General features: G+C 46.3%; 20 protein-coding genes. 17 read left to right on the top strand and 3 right to left on the bottom strand.

What is annotated here, in order from left to right; genetic code table 11:
- Positions 1–13: 13 nt before the first annotated feature.
- Positions 14–142 (bottom strand): YjcZ family sporulation protein, encoded by a 129-nt coding sequence (locus ACQCT5_RS06730; protein WP_499640566.1) that lies wholly within the window; start codon positions 140–142, stop codon positions 14–16.
- A gap of 342 nt (positions 143–484) precedes the next feature.
- On the opposite strand from ACQCT5_RS06730, the gene ACQCT5_RS06725 reads away from it, so the two are divergent.
- A complete protein-coding gene (locus ACQCT5_RS06725) occupies positions 485–820 on the top strand; it encodes an antibiotic biosynthesis monooxygenase family protein (RefSeq protein ID WP_499640267.1) in 336 nt (111 codons plus the stop codon).
- Positions 821–1153: 333 nt separating this feature from the next.
- On the opposite strand, the gene ACQCT5_RS06720 is transcribed toward ACQCT5_RS06725, so the two are convergent.
- Both ACQCT5_RS06720 and ACQCT5_RS06715 read right to left on the bottom strand, forming a co-directional pair.
- Entirely contained in the window at positions 1154–2185 is a 1032-nt protein-coding gene (locus tag ACQCT5_RS06720; RefSeq protein ID WP_499640265.1) for a FecCD family ABC transporter permease, read from the bottom strand.
- A complete protein-coding gene (locus ACQCT5_RS06715; RefSeq protein WP_499640263.1) occupies positions 2185–3219 on the bottom strand; it encodes a FecCD family ABC transporter permease in 1035 nt (344 codons plus the stop codon). The genes ACQCT5_RS06720 and ACQCT5_RS06715 overlap by 1 nt, the downstream gene beginning before the upstream one ends.
- 141 nt (positions 3220–3360) lie before the next feature.
- On the opposite strand from ACQCT5_RS06715, the gene ACQCT5_RS06710 reads away from it, so the two are divergent.
- From ACQCT5_RS06710 to ACQCT5_RS06635, 16 genes are all read left to right on the top strand, one after another.
- Positions 3361–4908, top strand: coding sequence for an AraC family transcriptional regulator (locus tag ACQCT5_RS06710; RefSeq protein WP_499640261.1), 1548 nt, complete (start codon positions 3361–3363; stop codon positions 4906–4908).
- Between the two features lie 711 nt (positions 4909–5619).
- Entirely contained in the window at positions 5620–6567 is a 948-nt protein-coding gene (locus ACQCT5_RS06705) for an ABC transporter substrate-binding protein (RefSeq protein WP_499640259.1), read from the top strand.
- 323 nt (positions 6568–6890) lie between these two features.
- On the top strand, positions 6891–8714 hold the full coding sequence (locus tag ACQCT5_RS06700; RefSeq protein ID WP_499640257.1) for an IucA/IucC family protein: 1824 nt from the start codon (positions 6891–6893) through the stop codon (positions 8712–8714).
- Positions 8686–10419, top strand: coding sequence for an IucA/IucC family protein (locus ACQCT5_RS06695; protein WP_499640256.1), 1734 nt, complete (start codon positions 8686–8688; stop codon positions 10417–10419). Before ACQCT5_RS06700 ends, ACQCT5_RS06695 begins: the two co-directional genes overlap by 29 nt.
- A 1-nt stretch (position 10420) precedes the next feature.
- A complete protein-coding gene (locus tag ACQCT5_RS06690; RefSeq protein WP_499640255.1) occupies positions 10421–11656 on the top strand; it encodes an AMP-binding protein in 1236 nt (411 codons plus the stop codon).
- A complete protein-coding gene (asbD, locus tag ACQCT5_RS06685; RefSeq protein WP_499640253.1) occupies positions 11653–11928 on the top strand; it encodes a petrobactin biosynthesis protein AsbD in 276 nt (91 codons plus the stop codon). Before ACQCT5_RS06690 ends, asbD begins: the two co-directional genes overlap by 4 nt.
- Positions 11925–12908 (top strand): DUF6005 family protein, encoded by a 984-nt coding sequence (locus ACQCT5_RS06680; RefSeq protein WP_499640251.1) that lies wholly within the window; start codon positions 11925–11927, stop codon positions 12906–12908. Before asbD ends, ACQCT5_RS06680 begins: the two co-directional genes overlap by 4 nt.
- Positions 12905–13735, top strand: a complete 831-nt coding sequence (locus tag ACQCT5_RS06675; protein WP_499640249.1) for a sugar phosphate isomerase/epimerase family protein — start codon at positions 12905–12907, stop codon at positions 13733–13735. Before ACQCT5_RS06680 ends, ACQCT5_RS06675 begins: the two co-directional genes overlap by 4 nt.
- A gap of 556 nt (positions 13736–14291) precedes the next feature.
- On the top strand, positions 14292–15803 hold the full coding sequence (locus ACQCT5_RS06670) for a sodium:solute symporter family protein (RefSeq protein WP_499640248.1): 1512 nt from the start codon (positions 14292–14294) through the stop codon (positions 15801–15803).
- A gap of 15 nt (positions 15804–15818) precedes the next feature.
- Entirely contained in the window at positions 15819–17057 is a 1239-nt protein-coding gene (locus tag ACQCT5_RS06665) for an AGE family epimerase/isomerase (protein WP_499640245.1), read from the top strand.
- Between the two features lie 352 nt (positions 17058–17409).
- Entirely contained in the window at positions 17410–18675 is a 1266-nt protein-coding gene (locus tag ACQCT5_RS06660; protein ID WP_499640243.1) for a neutral/alkaline non-lysosomal ceramidase N-terminal domain-containing protein, read from the top strand.
- Entirely contained in the window at positions 18665–19441 is a 777-nt protein-coding gene (locus ACQCT5_RS06655) for a glucosamine-6-phosphate deaminase (protein WP_499640241.1), read from the top strand. The genes ACQCT5_RS06660 and ACQCT5_RS06655 overlap by 11 nt, the downstream gene beginning before the upstream one ends.
- Entirely contained in the window at positions 19431–20597 is a 1167-nt protein-coding gene (locus ACQCT5_RS06650) for an N-acetylglucosamine-6-phosphate deacetylase (protein WP_499640239.1), read from the top strand. Before ACQCT5_RS06655 ends, ACQCT5_RS06650 begins: the two co-directional genes overlap by 11 nt.
- Positions 20598–20612: 15 nt before the next feature.
- Positions 20613–21365, top strand: a complete 753-nt coding sequence (locus tag ACQCT5_RS06645) for a sugar isomerase domain-containing protein (protein ID WP_499640237.1) — start codon at positions 20613–20615, stop codon at positions 21363–21365.
- Between the two features lie 56 nt (positions 21366–21421).
- Positions 21422–22528 (top strand): ROK family protein, encoded by a 1107-nt coding sequence (locus ACQCT5_RS06640; protein ID WP_499640235.1) that lies wholly within the window; start codon positions 21422–21424, stop codon positions 22526–22528.
- A gap of 193 nt (positions 22529–22721) precedes the next feature.
- Entirely contained in the window at positions 22722–24173 is a 1452-nt protein-coding gene (locus ACQCT5_RS06635; protein WP_499640233.1) for a carbon starvation CstA family protein, read from the top strand.
- Positions 24174–24715: the final 542 nt, after the last annotated feature.

Raw genomic sequence — 24715 nt, 5'->3', positions numbered from 1 at the left:
CCCCGCATACAAATTAACACTTAGGGAAACTACACCCTACAATAATCAGTAAGATAAACAACACAACTATTAATAAAAAGGCGTTACCATGGCATGGAGCAGGGCAGCCATATCCATAAGCAGGGGCAGCATAATGAGGCATAGGAGCGGCATCCATTACACCTGCTACCATTTGTGGAGCTGGTGCTGGTATGTTTGGAGGTGCATTTATTCCTGCCACCATATTAGGTGGTGCATTTACGTTAGCATACATATTCTCTTTACTTCCTTTCGGTTTAGGATAACTTATACTCCATTATACTCACCTAGTCGAAAGAAGAACCTGTCAACCTAATAAATGGGTGGGTGTCATGGTTTTTATGGGAAGAGCGGGGATGGAGAGGTACCAGACAAACCTCCTTCACCACCACTTTAAATAAAACTGTTGAAAATGATAATCGTTATCAACTATAATGATAGAAAAGGAGCAGAGGAGGAAATTGTTATGTTTATTCAATTGAAGACAATCAACGTTAAAGAGGGCCATGCGGAGAAAATGGTCGAGCGTTTTGCGGGAGAAGGGATCATTGAAGAGCAACCTGGATTTCTTGATATGAATGTCCTAAAGAAAAAGCAGCGCAGCGGTGACGAGGAAGTGATCGTCATGATTCGCTGGGAGTCGGAAGATGCTTGGAAGGCGTGGGAAACCAGCGAGGTGCATCTTGCAGGGCACCGTGCGAACCGAGGTGTACCGAGGCCTGAATTTATTTTGGATAGCCGCCAGGATGTTTATCATGTACTTGGACAAAAGCAATACAGGGAGCCTGCGGAAGTGAAATAATGCTGAAATGCCCATTCATCAAGGGATTTTTGAATGGGCATTTTTATTGCTTTTGCACAGGTGGAGCAGTGTAGAAAATTGCATTTGGGCGAAAACGCTATGAATTCGGGCGCAAATTTTCAGTATCGGGCGTATTTTTAAATTACCGGGCGCAAAACGGATTTATCGGGCGAAAAATAGGGATTACCGAGCGAAAACGAATTTTGCGACTGAAAATCCACTCCCAGAGCAGCTTAAAGATACCAAAAAAACAACACCCCCTCAAAAAAGTGAGGGGGGCAGCACTAACGGCAACACTCTTAAAGCTAGTCGACCTCATTATCATCAAATCTATTAAACTTTCATCCCCGCACCCTTTCTAGTAAGGAGCATGAAAATCAGATATGGTGCACCGATGACGGAAATGACGATTCCGACCGGGATATCGGCAGGAGCCAGCAGGTTTTTGCCGATCATGTCTGCGATAAGGACGAGAAAGGCGCCGATTAACGCTGATAATGGCAGGCCGATAAAGTAATTCGGTCCGCACAACCGCCGGGCAAGATGGGGAGCAAGCAGCCCTACAAAAGCGATGCCGCCTCCAACAGCGACACATGCTCCTGCGAGTGCTGCGGACAGACAAAGGAGCACGCGGCGTTCTGCCTCTACTTTTAAGCCGAGTGCGACAGGAACTTCCTGATTGAATTGCATAAGGTTCATCGTCCTTGCCTTAAAGAACGCTACTGGAATAAGGATCAGGATCCATGGCAGCAATGCCCACACATAAGGCCATTGCGTGCCCCAGATGCTTCCTGTCAGCCATATTGCTGCCTGCTGGAAATCCTTTGGATCCATTTTCAGCTGCAGAATCATTAAAAGTGCACCGCATAAAGCATTAAATCCCAATCCCACAAGGAGCAGCCTTTCCGGATCGATTCCGCCCTTCCATGAAAACCTGTAAATAAGGCCTGCAATAGCAAGAGCCCCGATAAAGGCGAAGAACGGAAGGAAAAAAGGTTCAGAGAGCAGGCTTCCGTTGGATTGTCCAAAAAGGTAGATTGAAACGACAACGGCCAATCCTGCACCGGCATTGATGCCAAGAATTCCTGGGTCGGCAAGGGAATTCCTTGAAAGCCCTTGAAGGATGCTGCCTGATAGGGCAAGTCCTGCCCCGATCAGCATGGCAATGACCATCCTCGGCAATCTCAGCTGAAATAGCACGAGCTCCTGCCTCGGGGTGCCGTTCCCTGATAGGGTGGCAACTATTTCAGGAAAACTGATCGGCATCACACCGGTCGACAGGCTCCATACGAAAGTTGCAAGAATAAAAAGCACAAAGGCAGCTAGCCAGGCTTTGGAACGACTTAAGGCTTGCAACCAATCCATTACATATACCCCCATTTCCGGCGGGACAAATATAAGAAAAACGGAACACCAATAAGGGCTGTTACAGCACTGACCGGTGTTTCAAATGGCGGATTGATCATCCGTGCCCCGATATCTGCGATGATCAGGAGAAGGGCACCTGCTATGGCACTTAAAGGAATGAGCCTGCGGTAATCAGAGCCGACCAAAAGCCTGACCATATGGGGAACGACCAATCCAATAAAGCCAATCGCACCGGCAATCGAGACAGCTGCACCAGATAGTAGAATTACTGCGATAAGCCCGATCCATCGGACTTTTTGATGAGATTGTCCTAGCCCCGCAGCCACTTCCTCACCTAGAGACAGTATGGTCAGGGACCGGCTGATCCAAAGGGACAGAATTAGTCCTACCAAAACAACTGGAATCAGTAAAAAGACATGTTGCCATTTTGTCCCCGATAATCCGCCGGCAAACCAGAAGCTCAAATCCTGGGCCACTTGGAAATACAGGGCAATGCCGGTTGAAAGGGCACTGAATAGCGTGCTTAATGCTGCACCTGCCAACGTCAACGTGACAGGGGAAATCCGCTCCTTTGAAATCATGGAAAAAGAGAGCACAAGCACGGCGCCAAGTGCAGAACCAGCAAACGACCAGAGCAACAGAATCCAATAGGATCCGCTGGAAACGAAGGCAAGTGCAATGGCGATGGCAAGCCCGGCACCATGGGTGATGCCTATGATGGAGGGGTCGGCAAGCGGGTTGCGTGTGATTCCCTGCATAATGGTACCGGCCACTGCGAGTGCTGCGCCGATAAGTGCCGCAGTCAATGCGCGCGGAAGACGGACTTCCCTGATAAGCTCATGATCCATTTGCCCGGCTTGAAAAGAGACAAAGGAATCTAGGACAACGGAAGGGGGAATCCATATTGCCCCAAGTCCGATCGATATTAGCAAGCCGAGGAATACGAGTACTAAACCGGCCAACCCCCATCCTATTAATTTTTGGTGAACAGGCTGCAAGGGTTCAGTTATGTCAGCAGCGGTTCTGTCCATAAAGATCAGTCCTTTTCTATGTATTATTTTAGATGAAAATGATAATCGTTATCACCATAAGCGGTCGTTATTAATCTACTATCCTTTCACAGCATTTGTCAATTCATATTTAAGGAAAAAGAAGGGAGTGCCAATCCGTATATGCTGAACAATCATCCTATCCACTACTATAAAACTGCTAGACTAAACCTGCGCGAGGGGCAATCTTTTGCTATCAATGAGGAGCCCTATCATTACTGTATTTTTTATGTTTCAGCAGGTAAGGGAACCTTAACGAGCGGGGACCAGAGGATAAAGGCGGAGGAGGGAAAAAGCTACTTCCTCAAGGATGCCGGCAAGCTTACAACAGCCGCATCGCCACTTTTATCCGTGTATCTGCTTTCCTGGTCAAAAGAAGTTGACATGCTGTCTGGGCTCCTATCAGGTACGCTTGCTGAACAGGCCCCTTCAAGAATGATTCCACTATGGGAGGAATTGCGGAAATGGAATAAAGAAAAATCCATATCGGCAAAGTGCCGTTTTCAATCTTTACTTTGGGACATGCTGTCGGTTCTGACAAATGAAGCAGAAGTGGACAGGATGGAAGAAGCGGCAGATTTGATCCGCAATAGCCTGTCCCGGCCATACACTGTGGCAGAGCTTGCTTCCAAAGCTAGTATGAGTCCCATTTCCTTTTCAAGAGCCTTCCGTAAAAGAACCGGAATGACACCAAAGGAATTCTTGAACGCGGAGCGGATGAAGACAGCAAAGGAACTGATGCTGCAAAAGAAGGGCATTACCGCCAAAGAAGTAGCACAGCAGATTGGGCTGCAGGATGAATTTTATTTCAGCCGCCTTTTTAAAAGCAAAGAAGGCTTGCCGCCATCCTTTTTCATGAAAAGGGTAAAGGAGAGGATTGCTGTTGTTAGTCAGCTGTTTTTGCAGGACCACCTCCTGTCCCTCGGAGTCCAGCCGGTTGCTGCTCCGTCCTATCCAACCATGTATCCTGCAAGTAGCGGTGTGCCGAGTTACCTTCAACAACAGCTGGAAGGAACCATGTTGCTAAACGCGGAAAAACCCTTTCAGCCGGAGGATATTCTTTTGACCCAGCCAGATTGGATCATCAAAACGCCACTACACCATGATCAGCTCCAGAATGTGCTGCTCTCCCAGCAGGAGGCAGTCCATTACCTTCCTTTGCAGCAGGACTGGCGGCAGTATCTTTATGAAATCTCTTCGATGGTAGGTTGTGAAAGCCGTGCCGAATCGATAGGCAAAGAAATACACTGCCTGGAATGCAAAGTGCGGGATGAGTTGTGCCCGTTAACCAAAAAGGGGACATGGGCAGTCGTGTGGATCCGACCTGAAGAAATCCGTCTTTATGGGCAGGGAAAACATGCCCTGCTTGATCTGCTTTTTCAAGGCCTGGGATTCCAGCCGCATCCCGATTTGCATGGGGAAGGGTACCGGATTGTCAGCCTGAAGGAAATTGCTGAATTGAACCCTGACAAGCTTCTCATCTTATGGAGCCATGAGAGGGATGTATGGAGAGCTGCACAGTCTCCAGTATGGAATAAGCTTCGTGCTGTGCAAACGGGGGAAGTCTACTTTCCTGACAGTCATGAGTGGGATCCGTGGGGGCCGCTTGGAAGGAAGAGGTTGCTTGCTGAGCTGCCTTCAAACATTGTTAAAGGCAAATTAAAAGCTTAGGAGTTTTCGGAGAGTTCGTTTTTTAGCAGCTGCAACTTGCAACTGTTAGACTGTAGAAAAAATCGATGACCGAGAAGACTCCTCCGAGGATGTACCGATTCTTTTCATCTGTAACGAAATACACGAAGGTTGCTAATGAAGGACCTTTTAGTGCGCTAGTCTAATAGAAATGTCCTTCATAAGGGCGATGAAGGACATTTTAGTGTGCTAGTCCAATAGAAAGGTCCTTCATAAGGGAGATGAAAGACCTTTTAGTGCGCTAGTCTAATAGAAAGGTCCTTCATAAGGGGGATGAAGGACCTTTTAGTGCGTTAGTCTAATAGAAAGGTCCATCATAAGGGCGATGAAGAACCTTTTAGTGCGCTAGACCAATAGAAAGGTCCTTCATAAGAGAGATGAAGGACCTTTTAGTGCGCTAGACCAATAGAAAGGTCCATCATAAGGGCGATGAAGGACCTTTTAGTGCGCCAGACCAATAGAAAGGTCCTTCATAAGATGGAAAGCAGGACAAAAGCTCCTTTTAAGCATTCTCGCTAGGAAATTACGAAGGTTTTTAGATCCCCTTTTTTGTCTACAAACCTGCAGCTGTTCTTTCTTAACACCGAAAGTTCATTTTGTCCATGCAGAAAGTTATAAATGTCCATGTTCCTTTAAGTTGATAATGATTATCATTGAGAATGAATTTCATTACATATTTAGGGGGAATTATCCGTGAAGAAGTCTTTTGCTCTTTTGAGCGTTGTTTTTATGATGTTTTTACTTGTTTTAACGGGCTGCGGTAATGGAGACGAAGCATCGTCGTCAGAAGCAGCGGAAAAGAAAGAAGAAGGAAAGAATGAAGAAACAAGAACAGTTGAGCATTTATACGGAGAAGCAGAGGTTCCGGCTGAGCCGAAGAAAGTGATCCTGCTATCACATGTGTCCTGGGAAGGTTCGCTTGTATCTGTTGGGGTAAAGCCATACGCGGTGATGGCATACGATAATGAGTTCCCTCCGCATCTAACGGAAGAACTTGAAGGTGTGAAGGCACTGCCTTACGCTGATGAAATCAATACAGAGGAAATTGTGAAGCTTGACCCAGATCTACTCATCATCAGTGATCGCTATAAGCCTCTATATGACCAGTTGTCCGAAACCATTCCAACCGTAGTGGTCGAAGTGGGCGGAGATTGGAAAGAAGACCATCTGAAAGTAGCCGAAGCTGTCGGCAAGCTTGATGAAGGTAAGAAAGTGATTGAAGACCTTGACAAAGAAGCCGAAGAAATCGGAACCCGCGTCCGTGAAAAAATGGGTGACGAAACATTCATGGCAGTAGCAATCAATAAAAAAGATATTCGTGTATATGGACGCACAAACCATGCAACAAATTCTCTATTATTTGATGATCTGAAGCTGACGCCTGCAGAGAATCTTCCAGAGGATTTCGGCGAAAACATCTCAATCGAAGGGCTGGCAAAATACAACCCTGACCATATCCTGGACGTCTCCTACTTCAACAGCGGAGAATTCTATGATTCCGTCACCCAGGGCCAAGTATGGAAAAGCCTAAACGCCGTAAAAAACAACAACGTCCACACCCTTACAACAACGTGGGGCTACTGGGACCCAATCGAACGCCAAAAAGGATTAAAAGAAATAGAATCCTTGCTTTTAAACTAAATTATTTAATTCAGTTAAAGAATACTAATTAATCCTTAAGAATCCAGCTGTTGATTGGAGCAATAGGCGAAGACTCCTGCGGGAAGCAGCGTTTAGTGGAGACCCCACAGGGCAGAGCCCGAGGAGGCTCCACAAAACGCCCCGCGGAAAGCGCAGCCTATTGCGGAAATCAACAGCGGTGTTCAATGTCTCAAAGCAAACTAATTCCGTAAGAAACGGCAGACATGATTCTTTTCTAAAAAAGAAAGGAATCAAATTTTTTAACCACCACTGAGAATGGTTATCAATTACTAGGTCTAAAGACTCGGTGAAAGGATGGTACTATGCATCAATCAGCCAAACAAATTGCAGAAAACGCAACATTTCAAGCTTTTATCAATAGCTACCTAAAAGAAGTAGACTGCGGACATTGGATGAAAAGGCACGAATGGATGCAAGAACAACAGCCTGGCATCACGCTTACTGGCGAGTCTGTAGTGGAAATCGAACTTCCGGGCCAGTCCGCTAAGTTTGCCTTTGAAGTGATGTACAGGTCACTTGCAGGAAGGCATGTGATCGGTTGCTCCTTCAAATATTGTAGTCAAAGAATGGAATGGATTCATCAGGACCGGCTGCCGATGATGATTGCCCTGATCACTGATCTGCACCTGGTGACCAAATCAAATGGCTGCCACGAGCTTGCATCCCATTTTGATGAGCTTGTGCTCCGACTGATTGAAAGCTATCAGACTATGGCATCCTACATTGAGGCCCGTATGAATGATGAAAACAGCCTTTATCCTGAAGAAAGTACTTTCATTGAAGCCGAGCAGTCACTCCTATTTGGCCACTGGCTCCACCCGACACCAAAAAGCAGGCAAGGAATGGCTGGCTGGCAGCATCCAAGCTATGCCCCGGAGTTGAAGGGCCGTTTTCAGCTGCACTATTTTCAAATAGACCGAGAGCTCGTCACAGAAGCGTCCAACTCTCTGAAAAGTGCAAGCGACACTATTCTCCATTCATTAAAGAAATCGATGCCGCATCTTACTGTTCCGCAAAAAGGCTGCCTCATTCCGGTCCATCCCCTTCAGGCACAATGGTTGCTTCAGCAAGACTATGTCAAAGAGGCGATGGACAAAAATCTGATAATGGATCTTGGCCCCCTCGGCCCTTATTATTCAGCTACTTCTTCCATCAGGACCGTCTACAATCCTGAAGAAGATTGGATGTTCAAATTTTCCGTCCCGATAAAGATCACTAACTCGTTAAGGACGAATCGGCTTCATGAGCTAAGGGCAGGGACAGCGATGTCGAAGTTAATGGAGCAACTGCGCTTAACGGAAAACTATCCGGCATTCCGCATGATAGATGATCCGGCCTATATCACTGCAACATTTCCGGGAGAGAAGGAATCTGGATTCGAGGTCATTATCCGGTCCAGTCCATTCCCTGAAGGAAAAGACAAAGGGATCAGCACAATCGCGGCATTGGTGCAGGATCCCCTTCCAGGTGAGCGCTCAAGGCTGAAGCTGACCATTGAAAGGCTGGCATTTTCGGAGAGGCGAAAAGCAGCAGATGTAAGCATGGATTGGTTCGGGAAGTATTGGAAGTGTTCGATCGAGCCACTGCTCCGTTTATATGATGAGCACGGAATTGCGCTCGAAGCCCATCAGCAGAATAGTGTCCTGGATCTTAAGGGCGGCTACCCGTTAACTTACTACTACCGCGACAATCAAGGATATTATCTATCAAACTCTTTCCGGGAATCTTTATGTGGCCTGCTTCCATCCTTGGAAGAATGCCCGGAGCTTTTCTATGAGGATGATCTCATTCAAGAAAGGTTTACATACTACCTTTTCATGAATCAGCTTTTTTCCGTTATTTGCAGATTTGGCCAGGAAGGCCTCATCAGTGAAGACAGATTGCTTGAATGGTGCTACGAAAAGCTTTCCGTTCTGGAAAAAGAGATGACTGGACCTGGGAAAGCTTTTATCCGTCATATACTCCACTCGGAGAAACTATCCTATAAAGCCAATCTGCTGACCCGTTTTCATGATGTGGATGAGCTGATGGCGAAGAATGAACAGGCGGTTTACACCTATATATCAAATCCTTTTAACCTAGCGAAGGAGGATAACTATGCACAAGCTGCATCCGCTGCCGTCTAGAAAAGTTGAAAAAAGAGTAGTCAGGCAGCTGATGGAAGCGATCCTTTTCGAAGGGTTGATGGATTTTGAAAAAAATGCTGCCCAACCGGATGACGCGCTATTAACCTTTACCATATTCGGAAACCAAAGGACCTACTCTTGTGAGGGGAAAATCACCGCGTTTGACCGTGTGCGGATAAAAGAGGAAAGCATACGCTCCCTTCACGGGGATGGCTCGAGCACGGTAACCGGTATCGAGGAACTGACGGAAGACCTCGTAACGGAATCGGAGAAAAGAAGCCAGCTTATTGATGAGCTGGAACAGACCATTCTCCTGAGCGAGTGGAATGAAGCTCATCTCATGCCGTCCCTATCCAGACGAGCATTCAGCTATGAGAAACTGGAGTCGGAGATATGGGAAGGGCATCCGTATCATCCTTGTTTTAAGGCAAGAACCGGATTTACGCTGGATGACCATGCTGCATTCGGCCCGGAGGCGGAGCAGTCTTTTACCTTGCAATGGGCAGCTGTCAGACGTGAGCACAGCAACATCGCCCTCCCGGGTTCGGAGGAGAACTTCTGGGAAAAGGAGCTCGGACCTTCGATGTTCGGGCAGCTGCTGGCTGAACTGCATGAAAGTGGTAAAACTTTTGATGAGTATACCTTTCTACCAATCCATCCCTGGCAGGTGAAATATGCAAAGGAGGGGCTGGAAAAAGGTGAGATTGTTCTTTTAAAAGCAAGGGGAGACTCTTATCGCGCCACACAGTCCGTCCGAACCTTATGGAATATATCAAATCCAGAGAAAGCTCATATTAAACTTTCGATGAATATGGTGAACACTTCATCACTAAGAACACTTGACACACATGCCATCTGTGCTGCACCGCATATCTCACGCTGGATCGCGGATATAGTGGAAAGTGACCAGTTTTTGAAGGAAGAAGCTTCGCTGATCATTCTGAAGGAATATGCGGGAGTTGCCTATCAACCAAAAGGGCAAGAAACTCAGACTAAGCTTGGAGCGATATGGAGGGAAAGCATCCGGCTCTATATGGAAGAGGGCGAGGAGGCGGTCCCATTTACGGCCCTGCCACTGATAGAGCGGGACGGCTTACCATTCCTTGATGACTGGCTGAAGCGTTATGGAACCGAAAACTGGCTGAAAAGATTTATGGAAGTAAGTGTCGTTCCGGTCTGGCATTTGCTTGCTTCCCATGGCATTGCCGTGGAGGCGCATGCCCAGAATATGATCCTGCTCCATAAAAATGGCTGGCCGACCCGTGTTGCACTGAGGGATTTTCACGACAGCACAGAGTATCATCATGTCTTTTTGAGAGATCCAAGCATGGTCCCTGATTTTGCCCGAATCCATGAACAGTTTAAAAACGGCGATAATGACAAGTATTATTGGATGTCATCGATCGAAGCGCTAAGAGAGCTTGTGATGGATACCTTGTTTGTTTTTCATTTAAGCGAACTGTCCTTTGCACTCCAGGAGCAGTACGGATTCAGCGAGAAGAAGTTCTGGGAGATTACAAGTGAAGCAATAACTGGGCACTTGAACCGCTATCCAGAACTGCTACCCCGTAATAGCCTGCTACAACACACGGCGCCGACGGTTTGTACCGAGTCGCTTCTGAAAAGGAAGACCCGGAATGAAGAGGCTGGTGGATTGCGTCATATTGTCACGAATGCTTTCGCACTTTATTCAAAGGAGAATTGAGATGTTTTTTGTAAATGATCAGTACTACACACTTGATGATCTTGAAAGACAATATACTGTATTTGAAAATATTCCATACTTAAGAGATTGCCGGAATACAAGGTTGGCAGTTTGTATGCCGGATGTATTTCAATGGCTAGCACTATGTTTATTTGTACGCAAAAAAGGGGGATCCATCGTCCCGATCCATCCTTCCGTACCAAAAGAAGGGGCGGTCAGGATGGCAAATTCGGCAGGAAGCCATGTCTTGCTTTTTGAAAATATCCACTCACCACTCCACCTTTCAGAGCAAAAAAATGCAAGGGAAGGTGTGCTGGTGCAAATGAGTTCAGGTACAACAGGAGCCCCGAAATGCATCGAACGTTCTTGGGATTCAATTGAGAGGGAGCTTGAAAGCTATGTATCCGTATTGCCGGTAGATCAGCAGACCACATCGATCGTTGCCTGCCCGGTCACCCACTCCTATGGCTTGATTTGCGGGGTGTTTGCCTGCATCAGGCGCGGTGCGGCACCGGTCATCCTGACAAACATGAATCCGAAGTATCTACTGAAAAAACTGAAGGAGTATCCAGAGCATATTCTCTACGGGTCCCCAGCGCTTTTGCATACGTTAACGAGTCTGATCCGTGATGGTCAGCGGTTTGATGCAGTGATGACATCAGGTACACTTATGCCTTCTGGTTGGCTCGAAACATTAAAGAAGGTGTCAAACCGCGTGCTTCAACAATATGGCTGCTCTGAAGCGGGATGTGTGGCTATCCATCCTGATGTGAGCGACACATGTGAAATGGGCTATCCGCTTCCACATCTCAAGGTCGAGACTGGAAGCATGGATCAACCTGGTGAAATCATCATCCATGATACGGAAAAAACCATCTATACGAAGGATCTTGGCTATATGGAAAACGGGGTTCTGTCTTTTCTCGCAAGAATGGATGACACCATTAATGTAGCGGGCTTAAACGTTTATCCGCAAGAGATAGAGGACGTTCTGATGGCAGAGCCAAGAATTATGGAGGCAGTCGCTTATAAAAAGGTCCACCCGCTTTCAGGGGAAAGAGTATGCGCACAGTATGTCTGCACCCAACCTATCGAAGAGCAGGAGCTGAGGGAATGGTGCAGAGATTATCTTGCCCCATACCAAGTACCGATGGAATTAATCCAGGTGGAGAAAATCGAAAAGCTGCCAAACGGCAAAATCAGCCGAAAGAGGCTTGGAGAAGGAGTGATGGCATGACAAGACAAGAAATAGTGCAAAGCTTACACGATATTCTGCAGCAGCAAATGAAGCTTCCTTCGATGGAGGAATTTCATGAAGATGCTCGTTTAAATGAAGATTTGTATATGGATTCCATCATGATCCTGCAGTTAATCCTCCATCTCGAAGTGGACCTTGGCTATGATATCCCTGATGAAATGCTTGTGACAAAGGATTTCCGGACAGTAGGAACCTTGGCTGATTTTCTTGAACACCAGCAGAAGCCAGTTGCAGCGGAGGGAACCCTATGATTAAAGTCCATTGCTTTGTAAGCTGTGTGTGCGAGGCAGTTAAAAAGAAGGAAGGCACCGATCACAGACCCTATTATTTTGGGGTATGGGATGCCGATTTCGATGTACTGGAGAATGGAGTACTGACGTATCACTCCCAACGGATCGACCATGATTTTTTTCACCAATGGTATGAAATGCTGTATGGTATCAAGCTTCATAAATGGTATGACGAAGCGAAAAGCAAGCAGGAAAATATAGCAGTACTGCTGAGTCTGCTCGAAGGTAAGGGGGCTGATCAATATGTAATGGTCATGCTGGACCTGTCGAAGCTTCCTGAACGGGAGAATAAATTTCATCAAAGCCCATTTCCCCATTATGTGATGCTCGAGATGACAGAGAACGAAGAGGAATGGATGATGTATGACCCGGACTTTCGGTGGGAAGGGATACTTCCGAAAAGTAGGATCCTCTCTGCCATCGAGGACCCAACTGCCGCAGGAGGTTATTTTTTTGACGCATCAACCATCATTCCACCATCTGCAGAAACGGTGGAGGCGTATTTCAACACATGCATCAAGCATAGTAGCAACCCGATGACAGAGGCTGTGGCAAAGATCATCCACCTCCATACTGCCGGAGATGAAAATTATCCACCGACAGGATTGACGCTGGCTTTAAGGGAGCTGCCTGTTCTCGCCATCCGGAAATACGCATATGAACATGCCTTTGCGTTTTTCTGGAATTCGCTTAGGCTTGACGAGGAAAGCTTTGAAGCCTGGTGCGATGACATCGACAGGCTTGTGAAAGGCTACACCGCCATCCAGTATCGGGCGATGAAGCTCGCCATGACTGGAAACATGGTTTTAAAGGACGAAATAATCGCAAAACTTGAAGAACAGAATCTCCTGGAATTCAAAATAAAGAGAGGCTTGCAGGAAAGCTTTGAGGCCTGGTCAAAACAGGAGCAATCCCAACCTATGAAGGAGGCAATTCTATGAAACTATCTCTCTGCACCATCTCATTCCGGCACCATCTTCAGTCGATGGACCAGATTGCCCATTGGGCCCAGACACACGGGTTCCAGGGAATTGAACTATGGGGCGTCCATGCGAAAAATCTGGCCAAGGATATCCATTATGGAAGTGATTGGCTGAGCTCATACGGTCTGGAAACGAGCATGCTGAGTGACTATTTGCCGCTGGATGCGCCTCTACCTGCATTAACGGCTGAAATGAATGAATTATGCTCGCTTGCACATCGCTGGGGAACAAGTAAAATACGTACTTTTGCCGGTAACAAAGGCAGTGCAGATATCAGCAGACTAGAGAGAATCGAGCTTGTTTCCCGTATGAAGATGCTTTGCAAAATGGCTGAAGCCGAAGGAAAGCAAATTCTCGTTGAGACGCATCCGAATACCCTGACAGACAACCCCTCCTCCACGCTTCAGCTTCTGGAGGAAACAGATCATCCAGCGCTCCGGGTCAATTTTGATGTCCTTCATATATGGGAATCAGGAGTGGATCCTGTTTATGGGCTCAAACAGCTGCGGCCATACGTTTCCCATTTTCATTTTAAAAATATCGAATCACGTGCCCAGCTTGGTGTGTTTGCCCCTCATAATGTATATGCAGCAGCCGGGAACAGGGACGGCATGGTTCCACTTTTTGAAGGCGCGGTGGACTACAGGCTGTTTTTGAGGGAAGCTGCAGATATGATGGAGATGGAGGCTTCACTGGAATGGTTCGGGCCGAATGTGAAGGATGTGCTTGCTACGGATGGGAGGAAAGTCAGGAAGGTTTTTGAGTTTGAGGGAGCTAAACTATAGAGCGGGAGGGGGAGCGCCCTTCCGCTTTTGTACTTCGGGCGAAAATCATATAATTTGGTTCGTAAATCTTTCTTATCGGGCGTATTTTTTATTTTCCGGGCGAAAAACGGAATTTGCGGGCGAAAACAGGAGGTTTCCGGGCGAAAACGAAATTGCGAAAGAGAATTTATTACCAAAACAACATGAGATTCCTAACCGCTTTCTAATAGCTAGGGGATTTAACTAGAAAGATCACACTGTCGTCCTCATTTCATCCAATTTTCACCTGAGAAGCGGGGGAACAGTATTATTAATCAAACGTTTGTTAAAAATTAGACTTAATATTTATCGGAAGCAGAGAAACGTCCATCTGCTTCCCTTACCTCCGAAATGAAAAGTCAGACTTTTATTAAAATTCTAAAATTAATTTTACAAACCGAACAACTTGTGTTATTTTTTTATCATATTAGTCATATATTATTACTAATATGTTGGAGGTGATGAATTTAGGCTGAAATTATTGATAGTTTAACAGTAAGTATCCAGAATTTAAGAAGATAAGAGGGGGAGTACGACAATGAGTGGATTAGATTGGGGAGTCATTATTGCATTTTTCTTATTGATGATTGTTATTGGTTTCACCACCTACAAAAAGGTACAAGGCTCAAAGGATTATTTTGTCGCGGGAGGAAAGCTTCCTTGGTGGCTGGGTGGGATATCGCATCACGTAGGCGGTTATAGTGGGGCTGTGTTTGTGGCCTATGCTGCTCTTGCCTATACACATGGATTCAGTTTATATGTGTGGTGGGCACTACCGATTTTCGTATCCGTAATTGTAGGCGCTTACATTATGGCGCCGCGCTGGTCGAAGCTTAGGACGAAATTGGACATTGAATCGCCTACCGAATACCTGGCAATGCGATACAATGTGCCGACCCAGCAACTGATCGCCTGGAGCGGTGTGCTATTGAAGCTGTTTGACGTTGGAGCCAAATGGGCTGCCATCGGAATTCTACTGAACGTATTTACAGGGGTTCCGATCATGTACGGAATCTTGCTGTCAGGGTTGGTTTCCCTGGTCTATATCACGATCGGTGGTATCTGGGCCGATCTTTGGACAGACTTTGCTCAATTTATCATCCAGGTCGTTGCCGCGTTTACCATGTTCTTTATCGTCTTGAACAAATTGGGTGGCGTCAGTTCCATTTTAGGGATGTGGGATAAGCTCCCCCCGGCGAACAGCCAGCCGTTCAATGAACCATATTCGATAGGTTATGTGTTAGTTTTCGTCTTCATTGTTTTCTTAAGCTACAACGGTGGTACTTGGAACCTTGCAGCAAGATACATCTCATCTCCATCAGGGAAAGAAGCAAAGAAATCCGCACTATTATCAGGTTGGCTTTACCTCTTGTTCCCATTGATTCTTTTCTTCCCGATGTGGGCAGCGCCGCTAATCCTGCCGAATCTTGAAGATCCAACCAAATCGTATGCCCTTTTGACACAGGAACTTCTGCCAGCCGGTTTAGTTGGTCTTGTACTAGCATCATTATTTGCCGCAACCATGTCGATGACATCCTCAGACGCCAACACTATTTCATCCGTTATCACCAGAGATATACTTCCAGTCATGTCCCAGAAATTCAAAGGGCTTGGTCAAAAAGCGACCTTGAAAATTGCCCGTATTACAACATTCATCTTTACTTTCGCCACCCTTATTATCGCCATCTATTCGGATAATTTCGGTGGAGTTCTCGGTCTATTAATCTCTTGGTTCGCAGCCTTGGTCGGGCCTGTTTCCATTCCGATGTTGCTTGGACTGCTGCCTGCCTTCAAACGAAGCGGTTCCGCAGCAGCATTCTCTTCCATCATTGCCGGCTTCATCATGTTTGCCATCACAAAATATTGGGTGGATTGGCCGCTATACGTAGAATTAGGTGCTCCTGTATTCTCCTCCGCGCTTGTCTATATCGGAATGGGCTTCTTTAACAACAAAGCGGTCTCACCTGATGTGGAAGATATGCTAACTGCAATCAGTAAAAGTGACGAAGAGCTTGCGACAGACAACAAAAATATCAATACAGCATTATAAAATGAGGAGAATTTAATGAAGGAAATAAACGACTTTTATCAGAAGGAAATCGTGGAGAACTTCTGGCCCTTTTGGGAGAAATCCTTCGATCACAAGCACGGTGGTGTTTTCACCTGTTATACCAACGACCGTTTACAGCTCGTCAGCAAGGATAAGTATACCTGGTCGCAGGGGCGTTTCCTTTGGTTATGCTCCGAGCTGTACCAACTGACTACAGAGGGGCGATTGCCCTTGGATCCCGTTGCATTAAAGGGCATGGCTGACAAAACGTATGCCTTTTTGAAAAAACATACATTGACCGAGGAAAATCATGTCCTATATGCAGTCACCGAGGATGGAAAGAGGATGGAGGGGCAAGCGGATATCAGTATCTATGCCGATTGCTTCTTCGTTCTAGGGGTGAACAAATATGCCGAGGTTTTCCATAATGCCGAGGCCTTTCACTTGGCTCTAGCGGTGTATGGAACGATAAATAGCAGGGTGATGGAGGGAAGGGTGAAGACTGAACCATATCCCATTCCAGAAGGCTATTTATCGCATTCGTTACCTATGATTCTATTGAATGTGGCACAGGAAATTGAGGAAACGGCAGGGCGGTTCTCTTTTTCAATAGAAGATCCTGATGTAAGAAAATCGGGTGAGCTGAGCCGATATATCCTTGAGCAATTCATTGCTGAAGATGGCAGATGCATCGAGCTAAAACGGGAAAATGGAGAAAGTGGAGGTTCCATTTTGGAAGAGCATCTGAACCCCGGCCATACGCTTGAGGCGATCTGGTTTCATATTCATAGCTTAAAAGAATGGAAGGAAAGCGAGCGTGAAGCAGTCCTTGAAAAACTATCCAAAGCCGCAATAAGGGCGCTTGAAAGTGGATGGGACGAGGAATATGGCGGACTATTGCGCTTTGTTGATAAGGATGGTGGCAAGCCGACTGGTCGGGTGCAGGATGAGGAGCCATATTGCGTCCTCATCCGTAATACGTGGGACACCAAGCTCTGGTGGCCGCATTCCGAATCGCTCTATACTTTACTCCTGCTTCATAATCATACCAAGGACGAGGTCTTCATGGAATGGTACAGGAAAGTGGCTGAATATACGTTTCGGACTTTTCCTAATCCTGATAAACAAATCGGGGAATGGATACAGATCAGGAGCCGCGATGGCGAACCATTGAATAAGGTTGTTGCGCTACCGGTGAAGGATCCTTTTCATGTGATCCGGAATTTTATTTTGATTATGAAGCTTTTTAAATGAAAGTGCTGAGTGGATTGTAGCAGTATTGGCTTTACTCCTGAGGGGACAAAGAGAGAATAGGAGATTCGGAGAAAAAAACTCGTCATAAGTGCGATGAAGAGCATTTCGAGCATGGAATCGGAGAAAAAAGCCCATCATAGGTGTGATGAAGAGGATTTTGAGCATGAATACGGAGAAAAAAGCCCGTCATAAGTGTGATGAAGAGCATTTCGAGCATCAACCGGTGCTAAAAAGCTCTTCATAAGCGCGATGATGATCAAAGCCGAACATGCTCCCATCCCTCCCCAGCGAATCTTGCGACTGCAGCGGAAATCTACGGACAACATTTATAAACAAAAAAGGAGAATTCGACATGTCCTTATTGCTAGGAACCCATCAAATAGATATCACCCCAAAACTGCCAGTACAGCTAGCCGGGTTCGCCCATCGAAAAGGCAAGACAAAGGACGTCCATTCTCCTCTTTTCTTGAAAACATTCTACTTCGAAATCGGTGCAAAAGCATGCGTCATCCTCATAGGCGATGTGATCTGGTGGGATACCGAGCTCGTACAAAAGTGGAGAAGCATCATAGCCAACATATATAATCTTGATCCAGAGACAATTTGCTTTCACGCCACCCACAACCATTCCGGCCCGCAAACAAGCAATGCTTTTACCAGCCTTCTTGGGGATGCCGACCCGCACTACCTCGACTCATTGGAATCGATGATCATCGAAAGTGTAAGAACTGCAAGAGACGATAAGGAACAGGTCACTGCTACACGTAGAAATACAAGCTGTGATATAGGCGTTAACCGGCGTACTCCAAGGAGCGGGGAAATAGTAATGCAGCCCAATCCTGATGTGTTTGTTGATCATCAAGTATCCATCATTTCTTTTGAAAAAGAAAACAAAGAAGTCAAGGGAATGCTGGTACATTACGCTTGTCATCCGACCTCAACGGATGCCAATGTCGTCTCATCCGAATACCCGGGCCAGTGCTGTTCCATTATTCAAAAGCAATACGGCAAAGCAGTAATTGGTTTTCTGCAGGGGTGTTGTGGTGAGGTACGGCCAGCATTGATAAAAGATAATGAGTTTTATAGAGGGGATACATCCGATATGGAACAGCTGGGAGCCCAGCTTGCAGCGTCTGTTCTTCAGGCTTTGGGGGAACAGGAAAGAGAGAGGTTGGAGATGACTTTCATGGAAGCAAAGGTGATGAGTGTTCCCCTTTCCTTCCATGAGGGTTATCCTGCGGCAATAGAGATGGAAGAGGAAGTGCTGGAAATATGGAAGAAGCACGTGAAGAAGCACTGGCCAGCAGGTATGCCAATCAAGCTGGAGATACAGGTTTTGCAGCTTGGGAAACAGTTTAGCCTCGTGTGCTTCAATGGCGAGATGGTCCAGGCTTATGGGGAATATGTAAAAGAGCTGTATCCCGGGTCGCTTGCAATTGGCTACAGCAACGGAATGATCGGGTATATCCCAACTGCTGGGCAGATCGGCGAAGGTGGCTATGAATCGGAAGGCTTTATCTATTATTTCGGGTTGCCCGCCCCTTTTCAGGAAGAGATAGAAGATACGATTCGGAAAGCCATTAAAAAAAGTTTAGTAGGTGATAGAAATGACGGTTAAAGCGATCAAAGAAGGAAAGAAAGAGAAGCTGACATATTATGTTTTTGAGAACCGGGATAGCATGGGCAGGGCTGCTGCCACCGATGTCGCAGAACAGATTGTAAAGCTTCAAGGAGAACAGGACGAAATCCGGATGATTTTTGCCGCGGCACCATCACAGAATGAGGTTCTGCATTATTTAATACAGGACAGCAGAATCAGGTGGGAGAGGATCACCGCCTTTCATATGGATGAATATATCGGACTTCATGAGGAAGCGCCGCAGCTTTTCCAAAACTTTTTAAAGGAGAGGCTATTTGAAAAAGTCCCATTCAAGCAGGTTCATCTCATCAACAGCACAAATGGAGAGGAAGTGGAGCGGTACACCCGATTATTGGAGGAGAGTCCGATTGATATTGTCTGTCTTGGGATTGGCGAAAACGGCCATATCGCCTTCAATGACCCGCCGGTTGCTGATTTTGAAGATAAAGCGATCATCAAAAAGGTAGAGCTTGAGGAGGCGTGCAGACAACAGCAAGTGAATGATGGATGTTTTACAAGCTTGGAGGATGTTCCGTTATATGCCCTGACCCTAACAATTCCCGCCTTGATGGCTGCCAAATCCATGTATTGTGTCGTTCCCGGCAAAACGAAAACAGCGGCTGTCCAGGAAACCCTTCATGGTCCCATAGGTACGGCATGTCCAGCTACGATTTTGAGGACGCATGATCATGCTTTCCTGTACCTGGACGAGGATTCCTATGGAGATGAAAAGGATGAGAGATGATCGTTTTACGGTAGAAGGGATTCACTATAAGGAGAATAAAGCAGTAAGGATCACCATTGAAGATGGCGTCATTCAATCTATCGAACCGTCCACAGGGGAGAATCCCAAGCATTATATTGCCCCCGGCTTTGTGGACCTTCAGGTGAATGGATACATGGGAATCGATTTTAATAGCGTGGAGCTTACGGGGGATGAGGTGAAAAAAGCGTGTCTGTTTTTGGCTGAGGAAGGTGTAACCTCTTTCTTCCCTACGATTATCACAAACTCTTTTGATAATATCACGGCGCTCATTATGACTATTTCACAAGCACGGGAGCAGGATGAATTGGTGCGGAGCATGATTCCCGGGATTCATTTGGAGGGTCCATTCCTATCAGCGGAGGATGGCCCAAGAGGTGCCCATGACAAATGGAATATCCAGCCACCCGATTGGGGTTTTTTCCAAACATTAAATGAATCGGTCCATGGATTGATCAAAATCATTACATTGTCCCCCGAATGGGGCAATACTTCAGATTTTATCGAGAAAGCAGTAGAACACAATGTCCTGGTTTCCATTGGCCACACAGCAGCCACTTCGGAACAGATCGGGGAGGCAGTAAAAGCCGGAGCAAGGCTATCCACGCACCTCGGGAATGGTGCCCATGTGATGCTGCCGAGGCATCCGAACTATCTATGGGATCAACTCGCTGAGGAGTCCCTCGCCGCAACCGTCATTTGTGATGGCTTCCATTTGCCGTCTTCGGTTTTGAAGGTGATAGAGAAGGTGAAGGGGGACAGGATGCTGATCATTAGTGATAGCGTGGCATTGGCCGGCCTCCCCCCAGGAGATTACACAACAGCGGTGGGAGGGGAAGTCACCTTAACGGAAAAAGGAAAGCTTCATCTGAAGGATGAACCGAAACTGCTGGCCGGCTCCGCCCAAAGCATCCTATGGGGAATCAATACCATGACATCCATGGGCATAACACCCTTGGAAAAAGCGATCGATAAAGCCTCTATCTTGCCAGCAAAGCTCCTGAACCTCCCGCAAAAGGCCGGCCTGCAAGTAGGCGCGCCGGCAGACCTCATCTTCTTCCACAAAGAAAAGGGCAGGTTGGAGCTGGTCGGGACGATGAAATCCGGGGACAGGTCCCGTGTCCCCACAAACCAATGAATGGAGTGTTGCGTGATGAACTATGCACTTGAATACTTTGAACAGATAAAGAGCTATTTAGAACAGATCATTGCAACGGAGCGTGAAGGGATCAATCAGGCTGCAAAGGCTGTGGCGGATCATATAAAGGAAGACAAGATTGTGTATGTGTATGGACCGGGCGGACATTCCAATCTTGGGTCTCAGGAATTGTTCTTTCGTGCAGGCGGGTTGATGCATGTTAGTGCAATATTGGATGAGGGAACCCTGTTGAGCGGCGGTGCCCTTCGTTCGATGGCGATTGAGCGTACACCGGGCTATGGGAAAGTGGTCATCCAGGATTATGGCCTGGAAGCAGGCGACCTACTGATCATCGTTAATGCATATGGAATCAACGCCGCCACCATTGATGCCGCCTTGGAGGCGAAACGATTAGGTGTGAAAACGATCGGGGTATCGTCGGTAAAGCATGCCAATTCGACTCCTGCGGAACATCCTGCAAGACATCCTTCCAAAAAGAATTTGCATGACACAGTGGATATCGCAATCGATTCCAAAGTTGAAGTAGGGGATGCGGTAATAGAAATGGAGAATCTCGAACAAAAGGTCGGAGCGATGTCGACATTTGTGAATGCTTATATCCTGAATTCCATTTCCATGGAGGCCATTGCATTACTGGTCGAGCAAGGCATTCAGCCCCCCATTTGGAAGAGCGGCAACTCAACGGGCGGAGATGAATGGAACCAGCAGTTTATTTCGCGTTTTAAACACAAAATCAAGAAATTATAACCCTTTGCTTGATATAATGGTAGGATACGGCAGAAAGTAGAAATGAGGATTCAACCATGTTGATCAAAGGCCCCGGAATTTTACGAGAACAAAATCAAAAGAAAATCCTATCTCTTTTACGCAAATATAAGCAAACCTCCCGAAAAGATCTTGCGAAATGGATGGGGGTAAGTAAAAATACCGTGTCCATTATCGTGGATCATTACATAAATGAGGGCATTATCCGCGAAGTCGGAGTGAAGGACCTGCAAAAAGCCGGCCGGCCCAAGATATTAATCGAATTGAATGCGGATGCCTACCAGGCAATCGGACTGGTCATCCACCATGACGGAATTGAATATGTCGTTACGAATTATTATCTGGAGGTTCTGAAAAGCGGTTTTATCGAAGTGGAAGGCAAGGATATCATTGCCGTTTGTGAACAGATTATTAGCATAGTAGGCAGCCTGCTCGAGGAGTTTTCAGATGTATTGGGTATTGGAATTGGTGTACCTGGCATTGTGAATTCACAAGCAGGAATTGTCTATGAATCTACCAATCTCCAATGGAAAGACGTAAACATTTTAGATAAGTTAAAGGACTCCATTCAGTTACCGCTGGTGATTCAAAATAATGTAAAAATGGCCTCCCTATGTTCGAGTGTCTATGACGAAGATATCGCTGCCAGCAGTTTTTTCTATATAAGGATTGGTGACGGGATAGGCGGGGCATTCATCATCGACGGGAGCATCTGGAATGGAGAAAGCTTTACTTCCGGTGAGATTGGCCATATTTCCGTTGATCCGAACGGGCCTTTATGCGGCTGTGGGCAAAAGGGGTGCTTGGAAAAGATGATAAGCAGGAAGGTATTCAGTGAATGGCAGTCCACGCTTAAAAGCATGCCCGAGGATGAAAGGGAGAGAAAGACAGAGCAACAGCTTCAGCATTACGGAACGCTATTGGGGGTCTCCCTTATAAGCATCCTTAACCTAATCAATCCTGGGAAGATTGTAATAGACAGCCCGTACAATAATTATGAAGCATTTCAATCCTCTATCAGGGATTACCTGAATCAGAATGCCTTGAAGATCCCCTACTTCCAGACGCAGATCTATTTTAATGGGGAAGCTTTTTCGCAATCGGTTGGTGCAGCGACGGCGGTTATTCATCGGTTTGAGGGATAGGGAAGCAGGGGGACGGTTCTCTGCTTCCTTGTTTGTCCCCTTGCTTTCTTCTCTTTCGCATGTTAATCCCGCTAAAATGCATCTTAATCCAACATTCATACCTCTTAGTCCCAAATCCCCATATGAGTCTAGTTTTTTCTTATACTAGATTTATGAAAACGCATTCATAAGGATTTATGAAGGGGGAAAAGAAATGATTACATTCTTAACGGCCATCGCATTGTTGATTGTCGGGTACTTTACGTACGGCAAGTTCGTCGAAAAAGTGTTCGGAATAAAAGAGGAGCGAGCGACACCAGCTTATGTTGATGCAGATGGTGTAGACTATGTTCCAATGAACACAAAGAAAAACTCGCTGATTCAACTTTTGAATATTGCAGGAACCGGACCGGTTTTTGGACCGATCATGGGAGCGCTTTACGGCCCTGTAGCATTCATCTGGATTGTTGTCGGGTGTATTTTTGCCGGAGCAGTTCATGATTACCTGACAGGAATGATCTCGATCCGTAACCGCGGCGCTCATTTACCTGAGCTTGCGACCAAGTTCCTTGGAAAAGCCATGAAGCACGTAGTTAACGCTTTCGCAGTCCTACTGTTATTGTTGGTTGGTACGGTATTCGTATCTACACCAGCAAGCCTTCTCAACGTATTATTGGACGGAAAAGTTGCGTTGGGCATTCTTATTGCAGTTATTTTTGTATATTACATTTTGGCAACACTATTGCCGGTTGATAAAATCATCGGTCGCCTCTATCCATACTTCGGGGCAGTTCTAGTAATCAGTGCTTTAGGAGTAGGGATTGGATTAGTGGTAAAAGGTGCACCGATTCCCGAGCTTTCATTCTCGAATTTCCACCCGGATAATTTACCGATTTTCCCATTGATATTCTTCACAATCACATGTGGGGCGCTTTCCGGATTCCATGCAACACAAACACCGATCATTTCCCGTACGACTCAAAATGAAAAGCAGGGCCGTAAAATTTTCTACGGCATGATGATCGCGGAAGGTATCATCGCCATGATCTGGGCAGCTGCAGCCATGAGTCTATTTGATGGATACAATGGATTAGGTGAACTGCTTGCAGCAGGCGGACCTGGTGCCATTGTTAGCGAAGTTTCCACCCTGATGCTTGGTGCAGTCGGCGGAACGCTTGCAGTGCTTGGGGTTGTGATCCTGCCGATTACTTCTGGGGATACAGCTTTCCGAAGTGCACGCATGATCATTGCAGAGTATTTAAACGTTGCGCAAAAGAAAATTTCAAGCCGTCTATGGATCGCGCTTCCACTATTTGCGATCTCCGTAGTCCTAACACAAATTGACTTTAACCTCCTTTGGAGATATTTCAGCTGGGCCAACCAAGCCACAGCCGTCATCGCATTGTTTGTAGGTGCCATGTATTTATATATTGCTAGAAAGAACTACTGGATTTCACTGATTCCAGGAACATTCATGCTGGTCATGGTCATCACCTACATCCTGAACGCGCCAATCGGATTCCGGTTACCAATGAACTATGCTTGGATCGGCGGATTCATCGGAACCGCCATCCTTGTTGCACTATTCTTTAGACAAGCCAAAAAAGCCCGTGCCAATAATATTCCACTTGAGGTGGATGTATCGGATTATAATAAGGTGGCATAGGGGGACAGTGGGGAACAGGCCCCGTATCCCACATGATCAAGCCGATAGATGAGTAATAAGAGCCGGATGGAAAGCGCACTATGTGCTTTCCATCCGGCTTTTAATTTGTAGAAAAAAGGTAGTTCTAAACACCTCAGTATCTTCGCGAAAAGGATGTTTTCTAGGTGGATTTTTACCTACTCTCCAATTAAGGACAATTCTATTAGTCTAACTTACGAAAAGTCCTTCATTGCGCTTATGAAGTCCCAATCTATTGGGCTAGCGCTGCGAAAAGTCCTTCATCACCCTTAAGAAGTCCCAATCTAATGGATTAATACTGTGAAAGGTCCAGCATCGACTCTATGAAGGACAAATCTACCTTGTGAACACTATGTTTTCGGCGGTACTCCATTGAGCAGTCTTCCTGAGCATCGAGTTTGTCTAGAATCTGGAAGGGGGATGGAAAGCAAAGACACTTATCAATCCGGTTTCTTTTTTGAGAATGGCAGGGAAGAAATATCAAGCCATTCCCCTAAAAATTTTACTTGCAATCGCTTTCACAC

This window comes from Sutcliffiella halmapala (genome assembly GCF_050107295.1).
Classification (GTDB): Bacteria; Bacillota; Bacilli; order Bacillales; family Bacillaceae_I; genus Sutcliffiella_A; species Sutcliffiella_A halmapala_A.
This window is presented reverse-complemented; position numbering and strand designations above follow the sequence as displayed.